This window comes from Amycolatopsis sp. PS_44_ISF1 (assembly GCF_032335455.1).
Classification (GTDB): domain Bacteria; phylum Actinomycetota; class Actinomycetes; order Mycobacteriales; family Pseudonocardiaceae; genus Amycolatopsis.
The window spans coordinates 350,455-362,892 of sequence record NZ_JANUXO010000002.1; the positions used below are offsets into that span (position 1 = coordinate 350,455).

A 12,438-nucleotide genomic window follows, 5' to 3' on the forward strand; every position below is an offset into this window, starting at 1 on the left:
GCCGATCCCGACGAGGCTAGTGAAGAGGAGGCTTGTCCATGCGTATTCCCCCGATGCCGCGCTCCCGTGCGGCCCTCGGACTGACCGCCGCCGCGGCGTTCGCGCTGCTGGGCACCGCGGGCGTCGCGTCGGCCGCGCCCGCGGTCACCAAGCTGACCCAGGCGCAGGCGGCTTCGCAGTTGTCGGCGGCCGGGGTCACCCACTCGTCCAGCGGCGGGTGCACCACGAGGTCCAACTCCACCTGCACCTCCTACGAGCAGATCAACCAGACCACGGTGAGCGGCGTGATCACGCTCAAGCGCGCGAGCGGCTGCGCCCTCAACATCACCGGCGGAACCGAGGTCGGCCACGCCTCGGGCACGTACTCGCACTACAACGGCTACAAAGTGGACATATCGCACAACAGTTGCATCGACGGTTACGTGAAGAACACCTTCGGCTATATCGGTCTTCGCGGTGACGGCTATCCACAGTGGAAGGCCGCCTCCGGCAACCTCTACTGCGACGAGGGCAGTCACTGGGACGTCACCTACTACACCAGCGGCGGCTGAGCGGTGACCGGGCCGGGTCCGCCCGCGCGAGGGCGGCGGGTGAGACCCGGCCCGGAATGCGCCCGGAGCGCAGACCGGTAACAATCGGGCATCGGCGTCGATTAAGTGCGCGTCGGGCCGATCACGGCGGGCCCGGGACGGAAAGGATGACCGACCATGAGCACTCCGGACGAGCAGTCCCAGCAGCAGTACCCCATGGGCCAGGGGCAAGGCCAGAGCGGGTCCTATCCCGCGCCGCCGGTCGGGTACGACCAGCAGCAGCCGGTCGCGCCGCGCAACGGGTTCGGGGTCACCGCCCTGGTGCTGGGCATCCTCGCGATCGTGCTGTGCTGGACGGTCTGGGGCGGGATCGTGCTCGGCGTGCTGGCGCTGATCTTCGGCATCCTCGGCATCAAGCGCGCGAACCGGCGGGAGGCCACCAACAAGGGCGCGGCCGTCGCCGGCGTGGTGACCGGGGTGATCGGGCTGATCATCGGCATCATCCTCGCCGTGGTGGTCGGCTCGATCTTCGCGATCTTCGGCGACCAGATCAGCAGCTACCAGGACTGCGTGAACCAGGCCGGCGGCGACCAGGCGAAGGTCCAGCAGTGCCAGCAGCAGCTCAACAACGACGTCAGCAACAAGAACTGAGCCCAGCCGACCCCACGCCCCCCGCGCCGTGGCCGCCCGCGTGCCGGCCGCCCCGGCGCGGGGGGCGCTTCGCGTGGCGGTCCGCACCACTGCTCCCGTTAAGTTAAAATCCGCCGCTATCCGCGCCGATCCCGCCCTGTTATTTTCGGATCAGCAGGAGTTCCTTCCTGGCGAAACAACTCTCCGAGGAGAACAATCGTGCGCAGGGAACTGGTTTTCGGGACAGTGGCGGCCGTGCTTTTCGCCGGAATCGGAACGGGAGTGGCGCAGGCCCAGGCGCGGCCGGACATCATCGGTGGTCAATTCGACAGTGCGCCGTGGTCCGCGGACGTGCATTTCCAGCAGAATGGCGCCGGTTATCTGTGCTCGGGCGCGATCATCGCCCCGCAATGGGTGCTGACCGCCAAGCATTGCCTCGGCGACGAGGAAACGGTCTACATCGGAAATCCCGCGCTGAAGGCCGGCACGAAAGCCGTTTCGGACAAGTCCTACACGGACAAGAAGGGCGACGTCGCCCTGCTGCACCTGTCCACCGCGGTGACCACGACCTACCTCGGCGTGGGCAGCGCCGACCCGGCCGCGGGTGAGACCGTGCAGATCTGGGGCTGGGGCGACACCGAGCCCGGCGGGCACCACTCCGACCGGCTGAAGTCCGGCCACATGAAGGTGCAGGCCACCACCTGCCACGACCACGGCAGCGGCCCGGCCCTGTGCCTGGTCGCCGGTCCGGACCTGTCCGCGCACGGGGATTCGGGCGGCCCGGCGGTCTACCACGGCGTCGAGGTCGGCCTGGACAGCCAGGGCGACGACACCACGAAGGACTACGCCTCCCTGGCGGCGCACCGGCAGTGGATCAAGGCCACTGCCGGCGTCTGAACCGGCCGCGCGATCGCCGGCATCCGCTTCCCTGCCCCGGTTTCGCGCTGAAGGAGCGGTCCGCCCAGACGCTCCGGACCGCAGGCTTTCGCGGACAGGGGACGCCCGCCCGGCGGCGGGGTGGACCCGTCCATCGTAGGTTCCGGCGGTCCGGGGGCGTGCCGTAGCGTCGCGGTCCGGCGAGAGGGGCCGGGACCGGGAGGCGTGGATGGCGAGCCCGCCGGAGAGCATCGTTCACGCGGCCGAACTGCACCGGCTGCTCGACCAGGGGCCGTTCGCGGCGGCGTTGCGGGCGGCGATCGTGGTCCGCGGGCTGAGCCTGGACCGCGTCCAGGACCGGCTGGCCCGCCGCGGCGTGCACCTGAGCGTCGCGACCCTGAGCTACTGGCAGTCCGGGCGGCGCCGGCCGGAGCGGTCGTCCTCGCTGGCCGCGCTGGCCGACCTGGAGACCGTGCTCAACCTGCCGCCGCGCTCGCTGAGCTCGCTGCTCGCGCCGTCCGACGGCCGGCGTCGCGGGATCAGCGCGGACCGGTTCCCGTCGTTGGAACAGTTGTGGGCCACCACCGACGGGGTGGCCGCGCTGCTCCCGCGGCTGACCTCGGCGGCCGGCGACGGGCTGAGCCGGCTCAGCCACCACGACCGGGTCCGGGTGGACGCCGCCGGACGGCTGTCGTCCATCGCCTGCCGGCAAACCCTGCGGGCCGAGCGTGACGGGGCCGACCGCTGGCCGGTGGTGAACGACTGGGGCGCGCCCTTCGGGGCCGCCCGGCTGGTGACCGGCACCCGCAACTGCTCGCTCGGCGCGCTGGTCGCCGACCGGTCGGCCGGTACGTTCGCCGCCGAGCTGGTGCTCGAGCGGCCGTTGCACCGCGGCGAGGCCGTGCTGATCGAATACGAGCTGCCCAATCCCTGCCCGGTGACCGAGCCGGGCCGCGGTCCGCGCCGGTTCGTCCGGCGGTTCCGGCAGCCGGTGCGGGACTACGCCCTGGAAGTCTGCTTCGACCGGGACCGGATTCCGGTGCTCTGCCAGCAGATCGGCTCGGCGGTCGGGGAAACCGTCTCGCGGGTGGTGCGCTCGCTGAACGTCGGGGCCTCGGGTTCGGCGCTCGCGGTGGGCCCGGGCGCCGGGCCGGGACGGTTCGGCATCCGGTGGTTCTGGGACTGAGCCGCCCGGGCCGCGTGGGCGGTCAAGAAGGTCGACGGACGGGGGCTCGCCGGCCTACCTGTCGTGCGGCGTCCACTGCACCGCTGTCCCGACCAAGGTGAACGCCCGCAAGCACCGTAGATCCCTGCGGGGCACAGTCCACAGTGGATGATTGACCGGGAGCAGACACTTCCGGACCGGGTCGGCGCCGACCTGCGGGGGACGAGGTAGTGGCCGATCTTTCCCGTCGGCCGGACGGGTGGTGCTCACCCGGCCAGGTGACGTGGGCCCGGGTTCTGGGTACCCCGACCCAAGAAGCGAGCCGAGGATTTCGAGGTGATCCGGAATGTCCACCGGGAGCAGGAGCGCGACCGGCCGCACGGGATGGGTGGCCGGGGGTGCCGCCGGGCTGGCGGTGCTGGCCGGCCTCTACCTGATCGCCGGGCCGTGGGTCGCGCGCTTCGGCGGCGCGGTCGAGCTCGCGGTCAGCAACACCGTCGCCGGGCTGGCGATCATCGCGCTGGCCGCGGTGCGGACGCGCGACCCCGGCCCGCAGGCCCTCACCTGGGTACTGCCGGTGCTGGGGCTGTGGGCGGCGGTGTCGCCGCTGGTCCTGCGCTACGGCGACGAGACCGTTCCCTCGGCCGGGGCGCTCGTGGGCAACGTGATCGCCGGCGTCGTGGTGATCGCGGCCGGGCTCGCGCTGCTGCGCCGCCGGAGGACTTCCAGCGAGCGTTGACGGCGGCTTTGCGCCTGGCCGACAACGTCGCTGGGCGGGCACAGCCAACTGAACCGCCCAGCGATAGGCTGGGTCCTGCGAACCGGACAGAGGGACTGTGGTGGCGACGGAGTATTTGGCGCGGCCGGAAGGGCTGCCACCGGTCAACGGCTACAGCCACGTGGTGGTCTTCGACGGGCCGATGGTCGCGGTGTCCGGCCAGGTGCCGGTCAGCGGGACCGGGGTGTACGCCGGTGACGAAGCGGTGGAGCAGGTGCGGCAGGTGTTCGACAACCTGGCGGCCGCGCTGGCCGCCGGGGGATCGGGGCTGGACCGGGTGGTCAAACTGACCGTGTACCTCACCGACCTGGCCGACCTCGGCTCGTTCCGCGAGGTCCGCGACCGGTACCTCGACCCGGCCCGGCTCCCGGCCTGTTCGCTGGTCCAGGTCGGCGCCCTGGTGGACCCGCGCTTCCGGGTCGAGATCGACGCGCTCGCCACCCGCTGAGCTTCCCCTGGCCACAACGCCGGCCGGCGGACGCGATCCGGTTCCCACGGTTCACCCCCTCCACCTCCGATGGACAGGAGCTAGTCCGCGCCCGGGCAGACCTCGATCCAGTCGTCGTTGGGCGTGCCCGGGCGGTAGGGGCTGTCGCGGCGTTTCGCGGTGAGGCCGGCCAGACCGTGGTCACGGGCGGCGCGGGCGACCGCGGCGCCGTCGCCCGGGTGGCTGGGCGGGACCTGCCAGTGCGGGCCGGCCAGGGCGAGGCCGTCGAGCAGGGCGCGCCGCTCGTGGTGGGGCGCGGCGAGCCGGGAGCGGAAGTCCAGGTGCAGCACGTCGGCGGCGAGGAAGAACGCCGGGTGCCGGTGCACCAGCCGGCGGGCTTCGGCCGGGCCGGCCGCCACCCGGCGGCGGAGCCCGTCCGGGTCCGGGCGGCCGTCGGCGAAGACGACGATCTCCCCGTCCAGCACCACTTCCGTCGAGCCGAGCTGCGCGCCCAGGCCCTTCAGCTCGGGGTAGCTCGCGGTGACGTCCTCCCCGGTCTCGTCGAACGCCGTCACCCGGCCGCCGGCCACCCGCAGGATGACGCGCAGGCCGGACCACCGGAATTCGTAGGCCCAGTCGCCGTCGGAGCCCGACGGCGGCAGCGGCCCCGGCCGCGCGGGCATCGGCGGGAGGAACCCGGGCGTGGCCTCGTGCCCGGGTTCGGCCGGGTCGAGCCGGGTGAGCTTCCAGGCGTTCTCGGCGGCCGGGTCGTGCCGGTGCACCAGCGCGTACCGCCCGCGCAGCCGCGCGCCGTCCAGGACCACCTCCACCCGGTGGTCGTTCCAGTGCCGGGCCTGGTAGCCGCCCTGGTCCCACACCTCACCGTCGGTGTAACCCGGCGGCCGGTGGTCGATCCGCACCGCGAGCCGGACCTCGCCGGGCGCCCGCGGTACCCCGCGAGGCACGGTCCACGAGGCGAGCACCCCCTCGTGTTCGAGCCGCAGATTCCAGTGCGGCTGCGGAACGCGCAGCTCGTGGACGACGAACCGGCCGCCGCCCGCCCCCGATCGTGTCGGTGTCGGTGTCGGCGTCGGTTCCAGCGTCCGGCGCCGCCGGTACTCGGCCAGCTCGTCGATCACGCCGCACCCCCGTCCACGTTCGGGAGCCGCCAGATTAGCTCGCCGAAGGACCGCCGGGCACCTCGACCGGGTACTGTCTCCGGACCCTTGACGACAGCAACGGTCAAGGGTCCGGCGCCGCTCCCGGATCGGTGCGAGACTGGGTCCCGACCGATCAAGAGGGGACCTGCCACCATGCCGACCGTCGCCGAGCAGCTCATCGACGTCCTCGTCCAGTCCGGGGTGCGCCGGATCTACGGGGTGGTGGGCGACAGCCTCAACCCCGTGGTCGACGCGGTCCGCCGCAGCGGCGGCTCCGACCGGGGCGGCATCGACTGGATCCACGTGCGCAACGAGGAGGCCGGGGCCTTCGCCGCGGCCGCCGAGGCCCAGCTGACCGGCACCCTCGCGGTGTGCGCGGGCAGCTGCGGCCCGGGCAACCTGCACCTGCTCCAGGGGGTCTACGACGCGCACCGCTCGGGTGCGCCGGTGCTCGCCATCGCCTCGCACATCCCGTCGGCGCAGATCGGCACCGGATTCTTCCAGGAGACCCACCCGGAGCGGCTGTTCGCCGACTGCTCGCACTACTGCGAGATGGTCAGCTCACCCGAGCAGATGCCGCGGCTGGCGCGCATCGCGGTGCAGAACGCCGTGGGCCGCCGGGGCGCCGCGGTGCTGGTGCTGCCCGGCGACGTCTCGCACGAGTCCGCCGCGCACCCCACCGGCGAGTCCTGGTCGCTGCCCAGCCCGCCGGCGGTCGTGCCCGCCGCGGCCGACGTCGACCGGCTGGTCGAGCGGCTCAACCGGGCCGGCAAGGTGATGATCATGGCCGGCGCGGGCTGCCGCGACGCGCACGCGGACGTGCTCGCGCTGGCCGACGCGCTGGGCGCCCCGGTCGGGCACTCCCTGCGGGGCAAGGAGTTCGTGCAGTACGACAACCCGTTCGACGTCGGCATGAGCGGGCTGCTCGGCTACGGCGCCTGCTACGAGGCCATGCACGAGGCCGACCTGGTCCTGCTGCTCGGCACCGACTTCCCGTACGACACCTTCCTCCCGCAGCGCAACACGGTGCAGGTGGACATCGACGCCGCGCGCATCGGCCGCCGCTCGGTGCTCGAGTTCGGCGTGCTCGGCGACGTGGGCGCGACCATCCGGGCGGTGCTGCCGCGGCTGGACCGGCGCGGGGACCGCTCGTTCCTCGACGCCATGCTGCGCAAGCACGAACGCGGGCTGCAGCGCACCGTCGACGCCTACACCAAGGACGTCACCCAGCAGGTCCCGCTGCACCCGGAGTACGTCGCCGACCTCCTGGACGAGGAGGCGGCCGAGGACGCGGTGTTCACCGTGGACACCGGCATGGGCAACGTGTGGGCCGCCCGCTACCTCACCCCGAACGGGCGGCGGCGGATCCTCGGCTCGTTCGTGCACGGCAGCATGGCCAACGCGCTGCCCCACGCCATCGGCGCGCAGGCGGCCGCCCCGGGCCGCCAGGTGGTCGCGATGTGCGGCGACGGCGGGCTGGCCATGCTGCTGGGGGAGCTGCTCACGCTCAAGACCCACGCGCTGCCGGTGAAGGCCGTGGTGTTCAACAACTCCTCGCTCGGCATGGTGAAGCTGGAGATGCTCGTGGACGGGCTGCCGGACTTCGGCACCGACCACGACCAGGTGGACTTCGCCGCGCTGGCCCAGGCGGCCGGCCTGCATTCGCGCCGCGTGGAGAAGCCCGCCGACGTGCGCGATGGCCTCCGCGAGATCCTGGCCCACGACGGCCCGGCGCTGCTCGACGTGGTCACCGACCCGAACGCGCTGTCCATCCCGCCGAACATCACCGCCTCGCAGGTCCGCGGATTCGCGCTGGCCGCCAGCCGGACCGTGCTCGGCGGCGGGGTGGGGAAGATGCTGCAACTGGCCAAGTCCAACCTGCGCAACATCCCGCGCCCCTGACCGCACGGCGCCTGACCGCACTGCGCTCTGACCACACGGCGCCCCGGTCGCGCCGGTCGCACGGGAAACGCCCGGGCCCCCAGGGGGAGCCCGGGCGTTTCCCGTGTCCGGCGGCCCGGTCAGTCGGTCTCGGCCATCGCCTCGGCGAACTGCGCCGCGTACAGCCGTGAGTAGGCGCCGCCGGAGTGCAGCAGCGTCTCGTGGTCGCCCTGTTCCACGATGTGCCCGGACTCCATCACCAGGATGACGTCCGCGTCGCGGATGGTGGACAGCCGGTGCGCGATGACGAAGCTGGTGCGCCCGGCCCGCAGCGTGTTCATCGCGCGCTGGATGAGCACCTCGGTGCGGGTGTCCACGGAGCTGGTGGCCTCGTCGAGGATCAGGATCACCGGTTTGGCCAGGAACGCCCGCGCCACCGTGATCAGCTGCTTCTCCCCGGCGCTGACCGTGCCGCCCTCGTCGTCGATCACCGTGTCGTAGCCCTCGGGCAGGGTGCGCACGAACCGGTCGACGTGGGTGGCCTTCGCCGCCTCGACGATCTGCTCGTGGGTGACCTCGTCGGCGCCGTAGGCGATGTTCTCCGCGATCGTGCCGCCGAACAGCCAGGCGTCCTGCAGCACCATGCCGGTCTTGTCGCGCAGCTCCTCGCGGTCCATCTCCGCGATGTCGACGCCGTCGAGGGTGATCCGGCCGTGGTCGAGCTCGTAGAACCGCATGAGCAGGTTGACCAGCGTGGTCTTGCCCGCGCCGGTCGGCCCGACGATGGCCACGGTCTGGCCGGGCTGCACGGTGAGCGACAGGTCGTCGATCAGCGGCGTGTCCGGCAGGTAGCGGAACGAGACGTCGTGGAACTCGACCTGCCCGCGCACCACCTCCGGGCGGGCCGGGCGGGCCGGCTCGGGCGCTTGCTCCTCGGCGTCCAGCAGCGCGAACACCCGCTCGGCCGAGGCCACGCCGGACTGGAGCAGGTTCGCCATGCTGGCGATCTGCGTGACCGGCTGGCTGAACTGCCGCGAGTACTGGATGAACGCCTGCACGTCGCCCAGCGAGAGCTGGCCCGAAGCCACCCGAAGCACGCCGATCACCGCCACCAGCACGTAGTTGAGGTTGCCGATGAACATCATCGCCGGCTGGATCGTGCCGGAGATGAACTGCGCCCGGAAGCTGGCGGTGAACAGCGTGTCGTTGTGCTCCTTGAACACCTGCTCGGCCTCGGCGCGCCGGCCGAACACCTTCACCAGCGAGTGCCCGGTGTACATCTCCTCGATGTGCGCGTTGAGCCGCCCGGTGGTCGCCCACTGCTTGATGAACTGCGGCTGCGCGCGCTGGCCGACCTTGGCCGCGACGAACGCCGAAGCGGGCACGGTCAGCAGCGCGATCACCGCCAGCAGCGGCGAGATCAGGAACATCATCACCAGCACGCCGATCACCGTGAGCAGCGAGGTGACGATCTGCGAAAGGGTCTGCTGCAGCGACTGCGCCAGGTTGTCGATGTCGTTGGTGACCCGGGACAGCACCTCGCCGCGCGGCTGGCGGTCGAAGTAGCGCAACGGCAGCCGCGCGAACTTCTCCTCGATGTCGCGGCGCAGCGAGTACACCGCGTTCTGCACCAGCCGGGTGGTCAGCCGGGCCTGGAGCAGGCCGAACACCGAGGCGATCACGTACAGCACCAGCACCAGCACCAGCACCTGGCCGACCGCGTCGAAGTCGATGCCCCGGCCGGGCACCAGGTCGACCCGGGTGAACATGTCCGCGAGCGTGGTGTTGCCCCGCGCCCGCAGTCCGGCGATCACGGCATCCTTGCCGACCCCGGCCGGCAGGCTCTTGCCGATCACACCGGCGAAGATCAGGTCGGTGGCGCGGGCCAGCAGCTTCGGCCCGACCACGGTCAGCGCCACGCTGGCGGTGCCCAGCAGCAGCACACCGGCCAGCGCCGCCCGCTGGGGCTGAAGCAGCCGCAACAGCCGGCGCAGCGAACCCTTGAAGTCCAGGGCCTTCTCCGCCGGGCCGCCGCCCATGAACCGGCCCGGCCCCGAGGTGGGCGTGCCGGGGCGGCTGGTGCGGGCCGCGGTCGGCCGCTCACCGACCTCTTCGGCCACACCTGCCACACCGGCGCCGGTCACCGGTCCGTCCTCAGTGGATTTTCGCTCGCTCATCACGCCGCCCCTGTTTCCTGCGGGATACCCGCACCGAGTCGGCGCCGTGGAGAGGGCTTCGCCGATTGTGTATTCACGCCGCCCCTGTTTCCTGCGGGATACCCGCACCGAGTCGGCGCCGTGAGAAGGGCTCCGTCGATTGTGTATTCACGCCGCCCCTGTTCCTTGCGGGATACCCGCACCCAGTCGGCGCCGTGCGAAGGGCTTCGCCGATTGTGTTCTCACGCCGCCTCCGCCTCGGTCAGCTGCGAAAGGACGATCTCCCGGTAGGTTTCGTTGCCGTCCATCAGCTCGTGGTGGGTTCCGGTGCCGACGACGCGGCCTCCGTCGACCACGAGGATGCGGTCGGCGTTGCGGATGGTGCTGACCCGCTGCGCGACGATGACCACCGTCGCTTCGCGGGTCTCGTCGGCCAGCGCGCGGCGCAGGGCCGCGTCGGTGGCGTAGTCCAGCGCGCTGAACGAGTCGTCGAACAGGTAGATGCCCGGTTTGTGCACCAGCATCCGCGCGATGGCCAGCCGCTGGCGCTGACCGCCGGAGACGTTCGTGCCGCCCTGGGCGATCGGCGAGTCCAGGCCCTCGGGCATCCGCTCGACGAAGTCCTTGCCCTGAGCCACCTCCAGCGCGTGCCACAGCTCCTGCTCGGTGGCCTCCGGCTTGCCGTACCGCAGGTTGCTCGCCACCGTCCCGGCGAACAGGTAGGGCTTCTGCGGCACCATGCCCACCGCCGAGGCGAGCACCCCGGGGTCGAGCTCGCGCACGTCGACCCCGTCCACCCGCACGGTGCCCTCGGTGGCGTCCATCAGCCGCGGGATCAGGTTGAGCAGCGTGGTCTTGCCGCTGCCGGTGCTGCCGATCACCGCGGTGGTCTCACCGGGCCGGGCCAGCAGCGAGATGTCCTGCAGCACCGGCTTCTCCGCGCCGGGGTAGCGGAACTCCACCCCGGACAGCTCCAGGTGCCCGCGCACGGGGCCGGGGGAGACCGGCCGCGCGGGCAGGCGGACGCTGGACTCGGTGTCCAGCACCTCGCTGATCCGCTCGGCGCTGACCTCGGCGCGCGGCACCATCATGAACATGAAGGTGGCCATCATGATCGACATCAGGATCTGCAGCAGGTAGGACAGGAACGCGGTCAGCGCGCCGATCTGCATGGAGCCGCTTTCGATCCGGTGCCCGCCGAACCACAGCACCGCCACGCTCGAGACGTTCACCACCAGCATCACGGTCGGGAACATCAGCGCCATCAGCCGGCCCACCCGCAGCGAGACGGTGAGCAGCTCGTCGTTCGCGCGCCCGAAGCGCTCCCGCTCGTGCTGGTCCCGCACGAACGCGCGGATCACCCGGATGCCCATGATCTGCTCGCGCATCACCTGGTTGATCTTGTCGATGCGGGTCTGCATCTTCCGGAACGCCGGGCGCATCCGGGAGATGATGATGCCGACCGCGATGGCCAGCGCCGGCACGGCGACCAGCAGCAGGGTCGACAGCGGCACGTCCTGGTTCAGCGCCAGCACGATGCCGCCCACGCACATGATCGGCGCCGACACCATCAGGGTCAGCGTCATCAGCACCAGCATCTGGATCTGCTGCACGTCGTTGGTGGTGCGGGTGATCAGCGAAGGGGTGCCGAAGTGGCCGACCTCGCGCGCGGAGAAGTCCTGCACGCGGTGGAACACCGAGGCGCGCACGTCCCGGCCCAGCGCCATCGCGGTCCGCGCGCCGAAGTAGACCGCGCCGATCGAAGCGGCGATCTGCACCAGGGTGATCAGCAGCATCACGCCGCCGACGCCCACGATGTAGCCGGTGTCGCCCTTCACGAGGCCGTTGTCGACGATGTCGGCGTTGAGGGTCGGCAGGTACAGCGTCGCGGCGGTCTGCACCAGCTGCAGCAGCACGACGAGCCACAGGGTGGCCTGGTAGGGGCGCAGATGGCTGCGCAGCAGACGGATTAACACGGGCGGGTGCTCCCCCAGGTGGTGGTGGTCCGGTTCGGTTCGGGGTGGTGCTCGGTGGTTCGGGCCGGGCGCGGGGCCGGGGCTCAGGACGCCGTGGCGGAGGCCCCCTCCGACGCCGAGGTCAGCCCGGGCATTCCCGCCGCGGCCTCGCGCAGGAGCTCGGCGAACAGCGGCAGGTAGGTCCCGTCCTCGTCGTCGTGCAGCCAGGTCTGGAACGCGATCCGGTGCGCGTTCTGCACGATGCCCGCCAGCATGCGCGCGTGCAACGGGTTTACCCCCGGGCCCGCGCGCTCGGCCAGCGCCTCGGCCAGCAGGCGTTCGGAGTCCGCGTGCGCCCGCAGCATCTCGCCGAACAGGCCGTGGTCGTGCAGCAGGTCGCGGATCCGGTGCACGTCCTCGCGGCGGGCCTCGGGCTCGCGGGCCTGCTGCTCGTGCGCGGAGTTGATGACCGCGTCCCAGATGGGCTCGCCGTCCGGGCGGGCGCGCAGCGCGTCCCGGACCCGCTCCTGACGTTCGACGATGAACGAGCAGACCGCCTGCTCCTTGCTCGCGAAGTAGTTGTTGAAGGTGCGCGGCGACACCCCGACCTCGTTCGCGATGTCCTCGACCCGCACCTGGTCCATGCCGCGCTCCATCGCCAGGCGCAGCGCGGTGCTCGCGAGCGCCTGGCGCGCGGCGCGCTTCTTGCGCTCGCGCAGGCCCATCACGGGCCGGGGTTCGGGGGGCACGATCCCAAAGTAGCAAAATCTTGCGCGTCCGGCAAAAATCTGCGCGCCCCGCACTTTTCGGACACGGTCCGGGTAGCCGATCGGTGGCCGTAAGGCCGGTGCGGCCACCCGATCGGGGGCTCGCGGCTGTC

General features: G+C 71.8%; 11 protein-coding genes. 7 read left to right on the plus strand and 4 right to left on the minus strand.

The window, feature by feature from the left end; all coding sequences use genetic code 11:
• Positions 1-38: 38 nt before the first annotated feature.
• The 6 genes from NYF13_RS16360 (at position 39) to NYF13_RS16385 (ending at position 4,427) form a co-directional block, all read left to right on the plus strand.
• Complete coding sequence (locus NYF13_RS16360; protein ID WP_315657810.1) at positions 39-551, plus strand: hypothetical protein; 513 nt, start codon at positions 39-41, stop codon at positions 549-551.
• 156 nt (positions 552-707) lie between these two features.
• Positions 708-1,181, plus strand: a complete 474-nt coding sequence (locus tag NYF13_RS16365; protein WP_315657812.1) for a DUF4190 domain-containing protein — start codon at positions 708-710, stop codon at positions 1,179-1,181.
• A 198-nt stretch (positions 1,182-1,379) separates the two neighbouring features.
• Positions 1,380-2,057 carry a trypsin-like serine protease gene (locus tag NYF13_RS16370; RefSeq protein ID WP_315657815.1) on the plus strand — a complete coding sequence of 226 codons (678 nt, stop codon included), beginning with the start codon at positions 1,380-1,382 and terminating at the stop codon, positions 2,055-2,057.
• Positions 2,058-2,265: 208 nt separating this feature from the next.
• A complete protein-coding gene (locus NYF13_RS16375; protein ID WP_315657817.1) occupies positions 2,266-3,222 on the plus strand; it encodes a hypothetical protein in 957 nt (318 codons plus the stop codon).
• 325 nt (positions 3,223-3,547) lie between these two features.
• On the plus strand, positions 3,548-3,940 hold the full coding sequence (locus NYF13_RS16380) for an SPW repeat protein (RefSeq protein WP_315657819.1): 393 nt from the start codon (positions 3,548-3,550) through the stop codon (positions 3,938-3,940).
• Between the two features lie 100 nt (positions 3,941-4,040).
• Positions 4,041-4,427 (plus strand): RidA family protein, encoded by a 387-nt coding sequence (locus tag NYF13_RS16385; protein ID WP_315657822.1) that lies wholly within the window; start codon positions 4,041-4,043, stop codon positions 4,425-4,427.
• Between the two features lie 80 nt (positions 4,428-4,507).
• Here NYF13_RS16385 and NYF13_RS16390 read toward each other — a convergent pair whose 3' ends face one another.
• Entirely contained in the window at positions 4,508-5,545 is a 1,038-nt protein-coding gene (locus NYF13_RS16390; protein ID WP_315657825.1) for a DNA polymerase ligase N-terminal domain-containing protein, read from the minus strand.
• A gap of 174 nt (positions 5,546-5,719) precedes the next feature.
• Between NYF13_RS16390 and NYF13_RS16395 the strand changes: the two genes are divergently transcribed.
• Entirely contained in the window at positions 5,720-7,468 is a 1,749-nt protein-coding gene (locus NYF13_RS16395) for a pyruvate dehydrogenase (protein ID WP_315657828.1), read from the plus strand.
• Between the two features lie 119 nt (positions 7,469-7,587).
• On the opposite strand, the gene NYF13_RS16400 is transcribed toward NYF13_RS16395, so the two are convergent.
• The 3 genes from NYF13_RS16400 to NYF13_RS16410 all read right to left on the minus strand — a co-directional run bounded on the left by NYF13_RS16400 (position 7,588) and on the right by NYF13_RS16410 (position 12,307).
• On the minus strand, positions 7,588-9,624 hold the full coding sequence (locus NYF13_RS16400) for an ABC transporter ATP-binding protein (protein WP_396287384.1): 2,037 nt from the start codon (positions 9,622-9,624) through the stop codon (positions 7,588-7,590).
• A 221-nt stretch (positions 9,625-9,845) separates the two neighbouring features.
• Entirely contained in the window at positions 9,846-11,579 is a 1,734-nt protein-coding gene (locus NYF13_RS16405) for an ABC transporter ATP-binding protein (RefSeq protein WP_315657830.1), read from the minus strand.
• An 83-nt stretch (positions 11,580-11,662) separates the two neighbouring features.
• Entirely contained in the window at positions 11,663-12,307 is a 645-nt protein-coding gene (locus NYF13_RS16410; protein ID WP_315657832.1) for a TetR/AcrR family transcriptional regulator, read from the minus strand.
• Between the last annotated feature and the right edge of the window lie 131 nt (positions 12,308-12,438).